At 73.0% G+C, this 14,656-nt stretch carries 15 protein-coding genes; 4 read left to right on the forward strand and 11 right to left on the reverse strand.

Annotated elements, in window-relative coordinates:
* The first annotated feature begins 295 nt into the window (after nt 1-295).
* On the forward strand, nt 296-991 hold the full coding sequence (locus AC5JJ1_RS25590; RefSeq protein ID WP_495787948.1) for a hypothetical protein: 696 nt from the start codon (nt 296-298) through the stop codon (nt 989-991).
* 1 nt (nt 992) lies between these two features.
* Here AC5JJ1_RS25590 and lexA read toward each other — a convergent pair whose 3' ends face one another.
* From lexA to AC5JJ1_RS25640, 10 genes are all read right to left on the reverse strand, one after another.
* Nucleotides 993-1,721, reverse strand: a complete 729-nt coding sequence (lexA, locus tag AC5JJ1_RS25595) for a transcriptional repressor LexA (protein WP_495787949.1) — start codon at nt 1,719-1,721, stop codon at nt 993-995.
* Nucleotides 1,722-1,820: 99 nt separating this feature from the next.
* Nucleotides 1,821-3,026: a molybdopterin molybdotransferase MoeA gene (locus AC5JJ1_RS25600; protein ID WP_495787950.1), complete on the reverse strand. Its 1,206-nt coding sequence runs from the start codon at nt 3,024-3,026 to the stop codon at nt 1,821-1,823.
* A complete protein-coding gene (moaC, locus tag AC5JJ1_RS25605; RefSeq protein ID WP_495787951.1) occupies nt 3,026-3,508 on the reverse strand; it encodes a cyclic pyranopterin monophosphate synthase MoaC in 483 nt (160 codons plus the stop codon). Before moaC ends, AC5JJ1_RS25600 begins: the two co-directional genes overlap by 1 nt.
* The gene (trpC, locus tag AC5JJ1_RS25610; protein WP_495787952.1) at nt 3,508-4,341 is read right to left on the reverse strand and encodes an indole-3-glycerol phosphate synthase TrpC; all 834 of its coding nucleotides are present in this window, start codon (nt 4,339-4,341) and stop codon (nt 3,508-3,510) included. The genes moaC and trpC overlap by 1 nt, the downstream gene beginning before the upstream one ends.
* Nucleotides 4,338-5,348 (reverse strand): anthranilate phosphoribosyltransferase, encoded by a 1,011-nt coding sequence (gene trpD, locus AC5JJ1_RS25615; RefSeq protein ID WP_495787953.1) that lies wholly within the window; start codon nt 5,346-5,348, stop codon nt 4,338-4,340. The genes trpC and trpD overlap by 4 nt, the downstream gene beginning before the upstream one ends.
* Nucleotides 5,345-5,932 carry an anthranilate synthase component II gene (locus AC5JJ1_RS25620; RefSeq protein ID WP_495787954.1) on the reverse strand — a complete coding sequence of 196 codons (588 nt, stop codon included), beginning with the start codon at nt 5,930-5,932 and terminating at the stop codon, nt 5,345-5,347. The genes trpD and AC5JJ1_RS25620 overlap by 4 nt, the downstream gene beginning before the upstream one ends.
* A complete protein-coding gene (locus AC5JJ1_RS25625; RefSeq protein ID WP_495787955.1) occupies nt 5,929-6,063 on the reverse strand; it encodes a hypothetical protein in 135 nt (44 codons plus the stop codon). The genes AC5JJ1_RS25620 and AC5JJ1_RS25625 overlap by 4 nt, the downstream gene beginning before the upstream one ends.
* Nucleotides 6,064-6,274: 211 nt before the next feature.
* Entirely contained in the window at nt 6,275-7,141 is an 867-nt protein-coding gene (locus tag AC5JJ1_RS25630) for an amidohydrolase family protein (RefSeq protein ID WP_495787956.1), read from the reverse strand.
* On the reverse strand, nt 7,138-8,643 hold the full coding sequence (trpE, locus tag AC5JJ1_RS25635) for an anthranilate synthase component I (protein ID WP_495787957.1): 1,506 nt from the start codon (nt 8,641-8,643) through the stop codon (nt 7,138-7,140). Before trpE ends, AC5JJ1_RS25630 begins: the two co-directional genes overlap by 4 nt.
* Nucleotides 8,644-8,659: 16 nt before the next feature.
* Nucleotides 8,660-10,549 carry a SurA N-terminal domain-containing protein gene (locus tag AC5JJ1_RS25640; RefSeq protein ID WP_495787958.1) on the reverse strand — a complete coding sequence of 630 codons (1,890 nt, stop codon included), beginning with the start codon at nt 10,547-10,549 and terminating at the stop codon, nt 8,660-8,662.
* 117 nt (nt 10,550-10,666) lie between these two features.
* Here AC5JJ1_RS25640 and tpiA point away from each other — a divergent pair, with 117 nt between their 5' ends.
* Genes tpiA through AC5JJ1_RS25655 form a run of 3 tightly spaced genes read left to right on the forward strand, consistent with a single transcriptional unit; the run spans nt 10,667 to nt 13,747 of the window.
* Entirely contained in the window at nt 10,667-11,407 is a 741-nt protein-coding gene (gene tpiA / locus AC5JJ1_RS25645; protein ID WP_495788146.1) for a triose-phosphate isomerase, read from the forward strand.
* Nucleotides 11,404-12,531 carry an acetoin utilization protein AcuC gene (locus tag AC5JJ1_RS25650; protein WP_495787959.1) on the forward strand — a complete coding sequence of 376 codons (1,128 nt, stop codon included), beginning with the start codon at nt 11,404-11,406 and terminating at the stop codon, nt 12,529-12,531. Before tpiA ends, AC5JJ1_RS25650 begins: the two co-directional genes overlap by 4 nt.
* Before the next feature lie 28 nt (nt 12,532-12,559).
* Nucleotides 12,560-13,747 carry an aminotransferase gene (locus AC5JJ1_RS25655; protein ID WP_495787960.1) on the forward strand — a complete coding sequence of 396 codons (1,188 nt, stop codon included), beginning with the start codon at nt 12,560-12,562 and terminating at the stop codon, nt 13,745-13,747.
* Between the two features lie 4 nt (nt 13,748-13,751).
* On the opposite strand, the gene AC5JJ1_RS25660 is transcribed toward AC5JJ1_RS25655, so the two are convergent.
* A complete protein-coding gene (locus AC5JJ1_RS25660) occupies nt 13,752-14,645 on the reverse strand; it encodes an alpha/beta fold hydrolase (protein ID WP_495787961.1) in 894 nt (297 codons plus the stop codon).
* Nucleotides 14,646-14,656 lie beyond the last annotated feature (11 nt).

The following is a 14,656-nucleotide window of genomic DNA, read 5'->3' on the forward strand; positions in this document are numbered from 1 at the left end:
GCTCGGCGTGCAGTCTGCCGTGGCCACCCCACACCCAAGTCGAACTGCGCTTTAAATTACCGAACATTTCGGTATGTCTACGCTATCTGACAAGTTGAGATACAACTTCAAGTATCACAACCTTCAGAAGCTCGCGTAATAGTTGCATATGCGGTGCGAGAGGGTGCTATCCCTCGCACAAATGCCATCCGCTTTTGCTCGGCCAGCCCTCCAATGGCCCGGCAGGTTCGCGCCGATGTCCGCGTGGAAAAGCCTCCTTGCGGACGAGCGCCCCCGGCTTGCCCTATGGTTAACCGTGGCCCTCGGTGCGGGCGTGCTGGTCTATTTCGCCTGTCCGTCGGAACCCCCTCCGGCAGCGAGGTGGCTCGCACCCCCCCTCTCGCTCCTGGCGCTCTGGGTTCGGGCGCGACGGCCCGTGGGCGGGCTGCTGCTCGGGCTCGCGGCCGCCGTCGCGATCGGCTTCGCCCTGGCGAGCTGGCAGGCGACGCGGATGCCCCGCCGGCTGGCGGGGCTATCCCTGCTGGCGATGGGGATGCTCAGCGGGGCGTTGGACCGGCCGCCGGATCTGCTGGTCTCGGGCGACGGCCGCCTCATCGCGCTGCGGGCGGGGGAGGCGCTGTTCCTCCAGAGCCAGTCCGGCGCCTCCGCCTTCGTCCGTGAGGATTGGCAGCGGATGCATGGGGCTGGCCGCACCGAGGCCCTGCCGCGCGAGGGCGAGGCGGCAGACGGCGCGCTCCGATGCCGGGCCGGGGCCTGTGCGCTACGGCCGGATCCGGCCGGGCCTGAGGCAGTGCCGCTGCGCGGCGCCTGCCTCGCGCAGGTGGTGGACCGCCTCGCCCTCTGGCGCGACGGGCCGCATGCCATCTGGCTGCTCCGCACCGGAGCCCGGGTGATCAGCGACCGGGCCTGGCGAGGCGACCGGCCCTGGGTGCCGCCGGTGCCGGCGCCGCGGGGCCTCGCCTCGGCGGCGCCCGCGGCGGCGGCCGAATAGCCTAGTAGCGGCGCAGCAGCCCGATCAGCCGGCCCTGAACCTTCACCCGGTCCGGGCCGAAGATGCGGGTCTCGTAGCGCGGGTTGGCCGGCTCGAGGGCGATGGAGTTGCCCTTGCGGCGCAGGCGCTTCAGCGTCACCTCGTTCTCATCGACCAGGGCGACGACGATGGCGCCGTTATCGGCGATGTCGCCGCGGCGGATGATGACGGTGTCGCCATCGAGGATGCCGGCCTCGACCATGGAGTCGCCAGCGACCTCGAGCGCGTAGTGCTCGCCATTCGTCAGGAGGGCGGCGGGGACCTCGACGCTGCTCCCGCTGTCGCGCAGCGCCTCGATCGGCAGGCCGGCAGCGATGCGGCCATACAGGGGGAGCTGGACGGCCGCCGCCTCGTTCGCTGCGCGTTGGACGCCGGGGAGGTTCGGCGCGAAGCGGCCATGGATGACATTGGGCGAGAAGGCCGGGGCCGCCGGGGCAGGGGCCGCCGCAGGCTCCGCCGCGCGCCGCGGGGCGATGTTCTCCGGCAGGCGGATGACCTCGAGCGCCCGGGCGCGGTGGGCACGCCGCTTCAGGAAGCCACGCTCCTCGAGTGCCGTGATGAGGCGGTGGATGCCGGACTTCGACTTGAGCTTCAGGGCCTCCTTCATCTCCTCGAAGGACGGGGAGAAGCCGGTCGCGCGCAAATGCTTGTCGATGAAGATCAGCAGCTCATGCTGCTTGCGGGTAAGCATCGTCTCCTCCGTGGGCTGGCCCTGCGTGTGGCTGGCGAACAAACCACGAATCGCACGGATGTTCTACGGAAGTTCCATCATCCGGTCAACTGTATCGAATCAAAGACCGAGAGCACCAAGTGGGATGACCTCGACCGGCGCTCCGGCCGGCACGGCCGGGGCGCCCGGGGCGCGGAGGATCAGGGCGTCGGCGCGGGCCAGGGTCTTCATCATGGAACTGTCCTGCACCGCGAAGGGCGTCGCGAGCGGGGTGCCCTCGGGGCCAGGTCGCAGGGTGGCGCGGAGGTGGTCGAAGCGGCGGTCATTCGCCGGAAGGTCGGCGCCGGCCAGGGCGCGGATGGTCCGCGGCGCGGCGCCAGGCAGGCCGGAGAGCCGGTCGAGGGCAGGGATCAGGAAGAGCACGCTGCAGACCAGGGCCGAGACCGGGTTGCCAGGCAGGCCGAGCACCGGCGTTGGGCCGAGCCGGCCCCAGATCAGCGGCTTGCCGGGCCGCATGGCGATCTTCCAGAAGTCGAGGGTGAAGCCCTCCGGCCCGAGCGCGCTCTGCACCAGGTCGTGATCGCCGACGCTGGCGCCGCCGGTCGTCACCAGCAGGTCGCAGGCACGGGCGGCGCGTGCCGCCTCGGCGATGGCCTGGCTGTCATCGGGGGCGATGGGCAGGACCAGCGGCTCGCCGCCGCCGGCGCGGACCAGCGCGGCGAGCGCATGGGCGTTGCTGCTGACGATGCCGCCGGCGGGGATCGGGTCGCCGGGCAGGGCGATCTCGTCGCCCGTCGCCAGGATGCCGATGCGGGGCGCACGATGAACCGCGAGCCAGGGCGTGTTGGCGGCGGCGGCGAGGCCGATGTCGCGGGCAGTGAGGCGGCGGCCGGCAGGCAGCACCTCCTCGCCCTCGGCGAAATCGAGGCCGCGCCGACGGATCCAGCGCCTGGGGCGGACAGCCTCCTGCACCTGCACGGCACCCTCCGCGACCACGGCGTCCTCCTGCAGGAGGATGGCATCGGCCCCGGGCGGGACGACGCCGCCGGTGAAGATGCGGACGGCCTGGCCCGCGCCGACCTCGCCCGCGAAGGGATGGCCGGCCGGCGCCGTGCCGATGACGGCAAGGCGGGCACCCTCGGTGGCCTCGGCGGCGCGGACCGCATAGCCGTCCATCGCCGAGACATCGGCCGGCGGCTGGGTCAGGCGGGCGAGGACGGGACGGGCAAGGACGCGGCCCCAGCCGGCCGGCAACGGCACGGTCTCGGCCGGGGTGGCGGCGAGGGCGTCCAGGATACGGGCCCGGGCTTCCTCGACCGAGATCATCACTCCGCCTCGTAAATGCCGGACTTGCCGCCGGATTTATGGGACAGGCGCACGGCCTCGATGCGCATGCCGCGGTCGATCGCCTTGCACATGTCGTAGACGGTCAGCGCCGCGACGGTAACGGCGGTCAGCGCCTCCATCTCCACGCCGGTGCGGCCGGTCAGCGCGACGGTGGCCTCGATCTCCACCGCATCGGGCGCGGCGGGGGTGAGGTCGACGGCCACCTTGGTCAGCATCAGCGGGTGGCAGAGGGGGATGAGGTCGGCGGTGCGCTTCGCCGCCATGATTCCGGCCAGGCGGGCGACGGCGAGGACGTCGCCCTTGGCCATCTGGCCCTCGACGATGCGGGCGAGGGTGGCCGGGTCCATCACCACGCGGCCGCGGGCGATGGCCTGGCGCTGCGTCTCCGCCTTGCCGCCCACATCGACCATGGCGGCGCGGCCTTCCGCGTCGAAATGGGTGAGAGGCGGCGCCTCGACCATCAAAGGGCCTGGACGAGGGCGGCGGCGGCGGCGGTGAGGTCCGGCTGGCGCAGCAGGCTCTCGCCGACCAGGATGCAGCGGGCCCCGGCCTCGGCCATGCGGCGGACATCGGCGGGGCTTCGGATTCCGCTCTCGGCAATCGGCAGGCGGTCGGCCGGGACCAGCGGCGCCAACTCGTCCGAGGTCGCAAGGTCGGTCTGCAATGTCTTGAGGTTGCGGTTGTTGATGCCGATCAGCCGGGTCTGCAGGCCCAGTGCCCGGTCGAGCTCGGCATGGTCGTGCACCTCGGCCAGGACGCCCATGTCGAGGCTGCGGGCGATGTCCTCCAGCTCCTCGGCCTGCTGGTCGGAGAGGGCGGCCATGATCAGCAGGATGCAGTCGGCGCCCATCGCCCGGGCCTCGAAGACCTGCCAGGGATGGACCATGAAGTCCTTGCGCAGCACCGGCAGGGCGCAGGCGGCGCGGGCGGCCTTCAGGTGGTCGGCATGCCCCTGGAAATAGGGGGCGTCGGTCAGGACCGAAAGGCAGCTCGCGCCGGCGCGGGCATAGTCCTCGGCGAGGCGCGCCGGCTCGAAGGGGTCGCGGATCAGCCCGCCCGAGGGGGAAGCGCGCTTGATCTCGGCGATGAGGCCGACCCGGCCCTCGGCCACGGCCTCGCAAAGGGAGGTGACGAAATTACGGGGCGGCGCGGCGGCGCGGGCCTGGCGCTCCATCTCGTTGAGCATGGTGGCGGCGGACCGGGCCCGGACCTCCTCGTACTTGTCGGCGAGGATGCGGGAAAGCGTGCCCGACACGGCCTGGGGCTCGGGGATGATGATATGGGGGGCGTTCATGCTGCAGTGGCGTCCTTCAGGCGGGCCAGTACGGCAGAAGCGGCCCCGCTGTCGATGGCCGCCGCGGCCCGCGCCGCGCCGGATGCAAGATCGGTATCGCGACCCGCAACGACCAGGGCCGCGGCAGCATTCAGCAGCACGATGTCGCGGTAGGGGCCCGGGGCGCCCTCCAGCAACGCGGTGAGGGCGATGGCGTTCTCGGCCGGCTCGCCGCCGCGGATGGCCTCGGGCGGGGCGCGGCGGAGCCCGGCATCCTCCGGGGCGATGGTGAATTCGCGGATCGCGCCGCCCTGGAGCGCGACGACCTGCGTCTCGCCGGATAGGGCGATCTCGTCGAGGCCCTGGCCATGGACGAGCCAGGCGGCCTCGGTGCCGAGGCGGGCGAGGGTCTCCGCCATGGGGCGCAGCCAGGCGGCGTCATAGGCGCCGGTGAGCTGGCGGCGGACCCGGGCCGGGTTCGCCAGCGGGCCGAGCAGGTTGAAGATGGTGCGGGTGCCGAGCTCGACGCGGGGCCCGGCGGCGTGGCGGAGCGCGGCGTGGTGGCGCGGCGCCATCAGGAAGACCATGCCAGCCGTCCGCAGCACCGCCTCCAGCCGGTCGAGCGGCACGTCGAGATCGATGCCGAGGGCAGCCAGCGCATCGGCGGCGCCGGAGCGGGAGGAGAGGGCGCGGTTGCCGTGCTTCGCCACCGGCACGCCGCAGCCGGCGACGACCAGCGCCGTCGCCGTCGAGATGTTGAGGCTGCCAGAGGCGTCCCCGCCGGTGCCGACGATGTCGATGGCGCCGTGCGGCGCGTCGATCGCCGTCATGCGGGCGCGCATGGCGCGGACGGCGCCGGTCATCTCGGCAACCGTCTCGCCGCGGACGCGCATGGCCATGAGCAGGGCGGCGATCTGGGCCGGCGTCGCCTCGCCCGCCATGATGATGCCGAAGGCGGCCTCCGCCTCGCTCTCCGCCAGGCGCTCGCCGGCGGCGAGGCGGGCGAGGACCGGCTTCAGCGTGTTCACGCCGGCACCCGCGCCTTGGCGAGCAGCAGGAAGTTCCGCAGCAGGTCGTGGCCGTGCTGCGAGGCGATGCTCTCCGGGTGGAACTGCACGCCCCAGATGGGCAGGCTGCGATGGGCGAGGCCCATGACGAGGCCGTCCTCGGTCCAGGCGGTGACCTCGAGCTCGGGCGGCAGGTCGTCGCGGCGGACGACGAGGGAGTGGTAGCGCGTCGCGCGGACCGGGCTCGGTAGGCCGGCGAAGAGGTCGGAGCCGCGGTGATGCACGTCCCAGACCTTGCCATGGACCGGATCGGGCGCGCGGATGACGGTGCCGCCGAAGGCCTGCCCGATCGCCTGGTGGCCGAGGCACACGCCCATCAGCGGAATGCCGGCCGAGGCGGCGGCGCCGATCAGCGGCAGGCAGATGCCGGCCTCGTTCGGCGTGCAGGGGCCGGGGGAGAGCAGGATCGCCTCCGGCTGCATGGCCAGCGCTTCCTGGCTGGTCAGCGCATCATTGCGCCGTACCTCGATCTCCATCCCAAGGTCGCCAAGGAAGTGATAGAGATTGAAGGTGAAGCTGTCGTAGTTGTCGATCAGCAGGATCATGGCTTAGGACTTTCGGGCCGGCTCGCGGCGGGGTCAAGCGCGGGCGGCGGCGGGGCCGGGGGCGCGGGCGGGCGCACCGGCGGCAGGGCCGGGCCGCTGATGACGTCGAAGTCGAAATCGCTGCGTTGCATGTCGGGCCTCCTTCGGGGTGGGGGCCGGCACCGCTGGCGAAGGTGCAGAGACGCAAAAGCCGCCAGCGGGTGGCGGCTTCTGAGGTCTGCGAGGGTGCGCTGATCCTTAGGCCGCCGGTTCGTACCAGCGGTACCAAAATCGCGTGGCGGGGATCGCGCGCTGCACCATGGCCGAAGTCGTGCCATGCTGCGGCGCGCGGTGCAAGCGCGATCAGAAGCCGTAGAGCCGCGCCGGGTTGTCGACGAGGATGGCCTGGCGCTGCGCCGCCTCCGGCGCCCAGTCGCCGAGCGCGTCCATCAGCACGCCGTCATCCGGCACCTCCTCCGGCGAGGCGAGCGAAGGGTGGGGCCAGTCGGTGCCCCAGACGCAGCGCCCGGGCGCGGCCGCGAGCATGGCGCGGGCCATGGCGGCGACATCCGCATAGGGCGCGCCGGCGATGGAGGAGCGGTAGCCGCAGAGCTTGGCCCAGGCGCCGCCCCGCAGCAGGCGGAGCAGGGCCTGGAAGGCAGGGTTCTCAACGCCCTGCCGGTCGGCCTTCACGCCGCCCATATGGTCGAGGACCAGCGGGCAGGGCAGGCGGGCGAGCACCGGCTCCAGCGCCAGCAGCTCGGCAGGGTGGGCATAGACCTGCAGGTGCCAGCCAAGCTCGGCGAGGCGGGCGCCGAGCGCTTCGAGCCGGACCAGCAGGGCGTTGCTGCCGCTCACCGCATTGATGCGCATGCCGCAGGCGCCGCGGGCCGCCATGGCGCGGAGCGCAGGGAAGTCGAAGCCCTCGTCGATGACGACGACGGCGCGGGTGCGGTCGCGGCCGAGGGCGTCCACCGCATCAAGCGTCACGGCATTGTCCGTGCCGTAGACGCTCGGCTGGACGATGACGGTGCGCTCGATGCCGATCGTGGCGGCCATCGCCCGGTAGGCGGCGAGCGAGGCCTCGGGCGGCGTGTAGGAGCGGCCCGAGGAGAGCGGGTAGCGCGCGTAGGGGCCGAAGAAGTGCATGTGGCAGTCGGTCGCGCCCGCCGGCGGCTGCCAGCGGGGGCGGCTGGTGACGGCGCGGGCGCCGGGGCAGGGGCGCGTCACCCGCGGCGGCCGGCGGCAAAGCGGACCGCCTCCTCCGCCGCGCGGAACAGGGCGCGGGCCTTCTGCTGCGTCTCCTCATACTCGGCGACCGGGTCGCTGTCGGCGACGACGCCGGCGCCGGCCTGGACATGCATCACCCCGTCCTTCACCAGGGCGGTGCGGAGGCCGATGCAGGTGTCCATGCCGCCATCGGCACCGAAATAGCCGAAGCCGCCGGCATAGATGCCGCGCCGGGAGGGCTCCAGCTCCTCGATGATCTGCATGGCGCGGACCTTGGGGGCGCCGGTCAGCGTGCCGGCCGGGAAGCCGCCGGCCAGCGCGTCGAGCGCCGAGAGGCCGGGGCGCAGCCGGCCGCGGACCTCGGAGCCGATATGCATCACCTGCGAGTAGCGCTCGATCTGGAACTGGCTGGGGACGCGGACCGTGCCGATGGCGGAGACGCGGCCGACATCGTTGCGGCCGAGGTCGAGCAGCATCAGGTGCTCGGCGCGCTCCTTCGGGTCGGCCAGCAGCTCGGCCTCGAGCGCCTTGTCCTCCTCCGGCGTCGCGCCGCGGCGGCGGGTGCCGGCGAGCGGACGGATCGTCACCTCGCCGTCGCGCAGCCGCACCAGGATCTCGGGCGAGGCGCCGACGGCGGCGAAGCCGGCGAAGTCGAAGAAGAAGAGGAAGGGCGCCGGGTTGATCCGCCGGAGCGCCCGGTAGAGGGCGAAGGGCGGCAGGGCGAAGGGCACCGAGAAGCGCTGGCTGGGGACGACCTGGAAGCAGTCGCCGGCGCGGATGTAGTCCTTCGCCCGCTCCACCGCGGCGACGAAGCCCTCGCGGGTGAAGTTGCTGGCGGGCTCGGGCAGCCGCGGCAGGCTGACCGGGGCGGCCGGACGCGGCAGCGGGCGGTCGAGCGCGGCCTCGGCCTCGTCGAGCCGGGCCTCCGCGGCGTCCCAGGCGGATTGCGGGTCGAGCCCCGGCTGCGGCCAGGCGGTGGTGAAGAGGCTCAGCGCATCGCGGACATGGTCGAAGACGGCGACTAGGGTCGGGCGCACCAGCACCGCCTCGGGGATGCCGAGGACATCGGGCGCCGTCGCGGGCAGGCGCTCGATGAGGCGGACCATGTCGTAGCCGAGATAGCCGAAGAGGCCGACGGCGATGGGCGGCAGGCCCGGGGGCAGCGTCATCTGCGCGGCGGCGATGGCGGCGCGGAGGCTCTCCAGCGCATCTTCGCCTGCGGGCTCGAAGGCGTGCGGCGCGGCCAGGGCGTGCCGGTTCAGCTCCGCCTGGCCGCCCCGGCAGCGCCAGATCAGGTCCGGCTCCAGCCCGACCGCGGAATAGCGGCCGCGGGCGGCGCCGCCCTCGATGCTCTCGAGCAGGAAGCTGTTCGGCTTGCCGGAGGCGAGCTTGAGGAAGACCCCGACCGGCGTGTCCAGGTCCGCCACCCGCTCCCGCCACAGCACCTGGGCCTGCCCGGCGGCAAGACCAGCGCTGAAGGCAGCGAAATCGGGGGAGGGCATGGCGCGTGCTCCGGGTTCAGGGCTGGGCGAGGGAGTCGAGCAGCCGGGCATTGATCCGCACATCGGCCCGGTTGCGCAGCGCGGCGACGTATTCCGTCTCGAAATCGCCGGCCATGGCGACGCTCGCCTCGGTCTTGAGGCGGTTGACGGCGGCCGGGTCGGCGGCGGGGTCGGGGCGGGTGACCTCCAGAAGCTGGGCGACGGCGAAGCCGTCCCGCGTCCGCGCCATGGTGGGCTCGTTCGCCTTCAGCTCGAAGAGCGGGGCGAGGATCTCGGCCGGCACCGGCCCGTCGCGCTGGTCGCGGGTGATGGCGCCGACCTCGCGGGCGCCGAAGCCGGCCTCGCGGGCGGCATCGGCCAGGCTCTTGCCGCCTTTCACCGCGGCGAGCAGGCCGGCGGCGCGCTCCTCGATCTCCCGGCGCTTCGCCTCGACGATGAAGGCCTCGCGGACCTGCGGCTCCACGCTCTCGAAGGGGCGGAGGGCCGGGGGCGTGATCTCCTTCACGTCGACGGCGACGAACCCGGCCTCGCTCTCGGCCAGGCGGGGCGCGGCGCCCTTCTCGGTGTTGAAGATGGCGCGGAGCAGCGGGGCGCGGGAGGCCTCGATCACGGGCAGCTCCACCGCATTGCCCTCCGGGTCGCGGCCATCAGCATCGGTGCGGATGGTGGCGAAGCCGAGGTTGAAGCGCTGGGCCGCCTCGGCCAGCGTCGCGCCGCCGGCCAGCGCGTCCTCGACCTGGTTGGCGCGCTCGAAGGCGAGGTCGGCGGCCTTCTCGGCGACGAGCTCCTGCCGGAGCTGGTCGCGCACCTCGGCGAGCGGCCGGGTGGTGCCGGGCTCGACGGACTCGACCTTGAGGATGTGCCAGCCGAAATCGGTCCTCACCGGGGCGGTGACGGTGCCGGGGGCGGCGGAGAAGGCGGCTTCGGCCAGTTGCGGGAAGGGCAGGCCGGCCCGGTCGATGGCGCCGAGCTCCACCGCTTGGCCGCCGGCTGCCTCGGTTTGCTGCGTCACCGCGGCGAAATCGGCCCCGCCGGACCAGGCGGCGGCGATGGCCTTGGCCTTCTCCTCGTCCTGGACAAGGACCTGCTCGAGCTTGCGGCGTTCCGGCGTCTCGTACTGGCCGCGGCGCGCCTCGTAGGCGGCGGCGAGGTCGACGTCGGTGACCTCGACCTCGCGGCCGATGCGCTCGGCGGTCAGCACGGCGACGCTCGCCTCGCGGTATTCGGGGCTCGAGAAGCGGTCCGGGTTGTTCTCGTGGAAGCGGCGGAGCTGCGCCTCCTCAGGCGCCGGCGGCTCGGGCGCGGCGGCGAGGGGGAGGGTGACGAGGCTGGCGCTGCGCTGCTCCTGCTGCCATTGCACCAGCGGGTTGGCCAGGGTGTCGGGGATGGCGGCGCCGGCGCGGACGGCCAGCACCAGCTGCTGCCGGGCCAGGTCGGCGCGGACCAGGGCGAGGAAGCCGGCCTCCGTCAGGTCGTTGCTGCGGAGGAAATTCTCGAAGACCGGGCGCTCGAACTGGCCGCTGAGGCCGCGGAAGCCCTGGATCGAGAAGATGAACTCCCGCACTGCGGAGTCCGGCACGGCGATGCCGAGATCGGCCGCCTCGGCGCGGAGGACGCGGTCGAGGACCAGCTGCTCGATCGCCTGCTGGGCGACGGCGCGGCGGATGCGCGGGTCGTTGTCGAACTGGCCGCCGAGCTGGCGCGAGAGGCGCTGCATCTCGCGGCGGATGGCGGCCTGCGCCTCCTCGATCTCGATCGGCGCCCCGTTGACCCGGGCCACGGCGTTGTCCCGGCCGAAGCTGGTGATGGTGTCGCCGATGCCCCAGACGGCGAAGGAGCCGATGAGCAGGACGAAGAGCAGCTTGGCGACCCAGGTCGAGGCGAGCCGGCGGAGTGCGGTGAGCATGATGGTCCGTCTGTGATCCGGCCGGGGTGAATAGCGGAGGCGCCGGCCGTTGCCAAACCTGTTGGCCGCGGATACCCGGTTGCAGCCAACAGAGAGGATACCGCCATGACCCCCGGAGTGCGCCCGCTGATCGCCGGCAACTGGAAGATGCACGGCACCCTGCGCGAGGCCGGGGCGCTGGCCGAAGCGGTGCGGGCCGGCGCGGCGCGCACGCAGGCGGAGCTGCTGGTCTGCCCGCCCTTTCCCTACCTGGTGCCGGTGGCCGCCGCCCTCCGCGGCGGCGTCGCGCTCGGCGGGCAGGATTGCCATGCGGCCGCCAAGGGCGCCCATACCGGCGACGTGGCGGCGGCCATGCTGCGGGATGTCGGGGCGAGCTACGTGATCCTCGGCCATTCCGAGCGGCGGGCGGATCACGGGGAGACCAGCGCCGTGGTGCGGGCCAAGGCAGAGGCGGCGCTGGCGGCGGGGCTGACGCCGATCGTCTGCGTGGGCGAGAGCGAGGCGCAGCGGCTGGTGGGGGAGGCGGAGGCGGTCGTCACCCTGCAGCTCGATGGCAGCCTGCCGGAAGGCTTCGCGGCGGCGGGCGGCGTCGTCGCCTATGAGCCGGTCTGGGCCATCGGCACCGGGCTGACGCCGACCGAGGTGGAGATCGCGGCGATGCATGCCTGCATCCGTGCCAATCTCGAGGCACGGTTCGGGGCGGCAGGGCTGCGCATCCTCTATGGCGGGTCGGTGAAGCCGGGGAATGCCAGGGGCATCCTCGCCCTGCCGCATGTCGACGGGGCGCTGGTGGGCGGGGCGAGCCTGGTCGCGGCGGACTTCCTGGCCATCGCGGCGGGGGTGCCAGGCGCCGCGTGACGCCGCTGCTCATCGGCTCGGAGATCTACCGGCACTCCTCCTACGGGCCGAAGCATCCGCTGGCGATCCCCCGGGTCTCGACTGCCCTCGACCTGATCGAGGCGCTGGGCTGGCAGCCGCCGGGCGGCTGGATCGAGGCGCCGATGGCGACGCCGGCGGAGCTCGCACGCTTCCATGCGCCGGACTACATCGCGGCGTTGCAACGGGCGGAGGCGACGCAGCGGGCGACGCCCGAGGACCAGGCCCGCTACCATATCGGCGCGCATGGCAACCCGGTCTACCGGGAGGTCTTCTCCCGGCCGGCAACCAGCGCCGGGGGCTGCATGCTGGCCGCGCGGCTCACGGTGGGGGGCGGCGCGGTCTACTGCCCGGGCGGCGGGACGCATCATGGGCGGCCGGATCGGGCGAGCGGCTTCTGCTACCTCAACGACCCGGTGCTCGGGTTGCTGACCTGGCTCGATGCCGGGCTGGACAACATCCTTTATGTCGACATCGACGCGCATCATGGGGATGGGGTGCAGGACGCCTTCCACGACGATCCGAGGGTCTTCACCCTCTCGGTGCATGAGGCCGGGCGATGGCCGCAGACCGGGGCGGTGGAGGACCGGGCGGGCGGGGCGGCGCGCAACCTGCCGGTGCCGCCGGGCTTCAACGATTCCGAGATGCTCTGGGTCCTGCACCAGGCGATCCTGCCGGTCGCGCGGCGGCTGCGGCCGCAGGCGATCATGCTGCAATGCGGGGCGGATGCGCTGGAGGAGGACCCGCTCTCGAAGCTCTCGCTCTCCAACAACGCGCATTGGGGCGTGGTGCGGGCGCTGATGGGGCTGGCGCCGCGGCTGCTGGTGCTGGGGGGTGGGGGGTACAATCCCTGGACGGTCGGGCGGTGCTGGGCAGGGGTATGGGCGACCCTCAACGGCGACGCGATACCGGAGCGGCTGCCGCCGGCGGCGGAGCACGTGCTGCGCGCCCTCCGCTTCGGGCGGTCGGCGGGGCGGAGTCCGCCGGAGCATTGGTTCACGACGCTGCGGGATGCGCCGCGGCCGGGGGTGGTGCGGGCGGCGGTGCAGCGGGTTGCGGCAGCCGTGACCAGGGACTTGGACACCTTCGCGCCGCCGGGACGTTGAGGGCCCGTTCCCTGCAACAGGATCCCTTATGCCGAGGCTCAACCCCCGTCTGATCGATACCGGTAGTCCCCCGATTCCCGAAATCCAGGCCTGGGGCCGGCGCTATGACGGGCGGCATGGGCCCCTGGTCAATCTCTGCCAGGCGGTGCCCGCCTACCCGCCGCCGCCGGAGATGCTGGAGCGGCTTGCCGCCGCGGCGGGCAGCGCGGAGGCAGCCGCCTACGGGCCGATCCAGGGCGACACGGCATTGCGGGAGGCCTATGCCGCGCATCTCCGCGGCCTCTATGGCGGGGGCTGCACGGCGGGCCATGTCGCCATCACCGCCGGCTGCAACCAGGCCTATTTCGTCGCCATGATGGCGCTGGCCGGGCGGGGCGACGCGGTGATCGTGCCGACGCCCTGGTACTTCAACCATGCCATGACCCTCGACATGCTGGGCATCGAGGCCCGCGGCCTGCCCTGCGGCCCGGGCTTCCTGCCGGAGCCCGAGGCGGCCGAGGCGCTGATCGACGGGCGGGTCCGGGCGATCGTGCTGGTGACGCCGAACAACCCGACCGGGGCGGTCTATCCGCCGGAGCTGATCGCGCGCTTCCATGCCCTGTGCCGGCGCCGGGGGATCTGGCTGGTGCTGGACGAAACCTACCGGGACTTCCTGCCGCCAGGGCATGGCGCGCCGCATGGCCTGCTGGGGCGGGAGGAATGGCCGGAGAACGTCATCCAGCTCTACAGCTTCTCCAAATCCTTCGCGATTCCAGGGCACCGGTTGGGCGCGCTGGCGGCGCCGGAGGTGCTGCTGCCGCAGCTCGGCAAGGTGATGGACTGCGTGCAGATCTGCGCCAACCGTCCGGCCCAGGCGGCGGTGGCCTGGGGGATTGAGGCTCTGGCGGGCTGGCGCGAGGCGAAGCGGGCGGAGCTGGATGCGCGGGTGCGCGCGGTGCGGGAGGCCTTCACCCGGCTGCCGGGCTGGCGGGTCGAGGCGCTCGGCGCCTATTTCGCCTATGTGCGGCATCCCTTCGGCGAGGCCTCGGCCTGGGACGTCGTGCGGCACCTGGCGACCGAGCATGGGCTGATGGCGTTGCCCGGCCCCGCCTTCGCCGGGACGGAACGGCACCTGCGGATCGCCTTCGCCAATGTCGAGCTGAAAGGCGTCGCGGCGCTGGAGGAGCGGCTGCGGCTGGTCGCCGAGGAAAGGCCGGTTCTCGCCGCCGCGGGATGACGGCTCAGGCCGTGGGCAGGTCGAGCACGGCGCGGGCGAAGGCCTCCGGGGCCTCCTGCGGGAGGTTGTGGCCGATGCCCGGCAGGACTCGGCGCTCGTAAGGGCCGGTGAAGTAGCGGTGATGGCTGGCAGAGGCCTCGGCGGGGCCGACGCCATCGGCGCCGCCATGCGGGGCAATGGTCGGCACGGTGATGCGGGGCTGGCGGGCGAGGGCGGCCTCGATCGGTTCGAATGCCGGGTCCCCCTCGGCATAGCCGAAGCGGTGGCGGTAGGATTGGATCACCACCGGGACGAAGTCCGGGTTGTCGAAGGCGGCGGCGCTGGCGGCGAAACCGGCTTCGTCGAAGCGCCATTCGGGCGACCACAGGCGCCAGAGCAGGCGGGCGATGCCGCGCCGGTCGGCCTCCAGCCCGGCGCGGCCGCGCTCGGTGTGGAAGTAGTACTGGTACCAGAGGCGGTGCTCCTGCTCGGGCGGAGCGGGCCTGACCGAGGCCGCGATGTCCTGAATGTTGTAGCCGGTGCAGGAGACGAGGCCTGCGACCCGCCCAGGCCAGAGCGCCGCGACGATGCAGGCGGCGCGGCCGCCCCAGTCATAGCCGGCCAGCGTGGCACGGGGGATGGCGAGCGCATCCAGCAGGTCGAGCAGGTCCTGGCCGAGCGCGGCCTGCTGGCCGGAGCGCGGCGTCGCTGCCGAGAGGAAGCGGGTCGGGCCGTAGCCGCGCAGATAGGGGATGATGCAGCGCCGACTGGCGGCGGCGAGGCGGGGAGCGACCTCCGCATAGGCCTGCGGGGCATAGGGGAAGCCGTGCAGGAGGAGGACGGGCGGGCCATCGGGCGGGCCGGCCTCTCCATAGGCGATCTCGAGCCGCGAGGTGCGGAGGGTGCGGAGGACGTCCATCCGGGGAGTAT

It is taken from the genome of Belnapia sp., from assembly GCF_059504005.1.

Coding starts and splice junctions, on each gene's coding strand:
- AC5JJ1_RS25625 (WP_495787955.1), bottom strand. CDS start 6,063: ATGCAACGCAGCGATTTCGACTTCGACGTCATCAGCGGCCCGGCCCTG.
- AC5JJ1_RS25655 (WP_495787960.1), top strand. CDS start 12,560: ATGCCGAGGCTCAACCCCCGTCTGATCGATACCGGTAGTCCCCCGATT.
- trpE (WP_495787957.1), bottom strand. CDS start 8,643: ATGCCCTCCCCCGATTTCGCTGCCTTCAGCGCTGGTCTTGCCGCCGGG.
- AC5JJ1_RS25640 (WP_495787958.1), bottom strand. CDS start 10,549: ATGCTCACCGCACTCCGCCGGCTCGCCTCGACCTGGGTCGCCAAGCTG.
- AC5JJ1_RS25620 (WP_495787954.1), bottom strand. CDS start 5,932: ATGATCCTGCTGATCGACAACTACGACAGCTTCACCTTCAATCTCTAT.
- AC5JJ1_RS25600 (WP_495787950.1), bottom strand. CDS start 3,026: ATGATCTCGGTCGAGGAAGCCCGGGCCCGTATCCTGGACGCCCTCGCC.
- lexA (WP_495787949.1), bottom strand. CDS start 1,721: ATGCTTACCCGCAAGCAGCATGAGCTGCTGATCTTCATCGACAAGCAT.
- trpC (WP_495787952.1), bottom strand. CDS start 4,341: ATGAACGCCCCCCATATCATCATCCCCGAGCCCCAGGCCGTGTCGGGC.
- moaC (WP_495787951.1), bottom strand. CDS start 3,508: ATGGTCGAGGCGCCGCCTCTCACCCATTTCGACGCGGAAGGCCGCGCC.
- AC5JJ1_RS25660 (WP_495787961.1), bottom strand. CDS start 14,645: ATGGACGTCCTCCGCACCCTCCGCACCTCGCGGCTCGAGATCGCCTAT.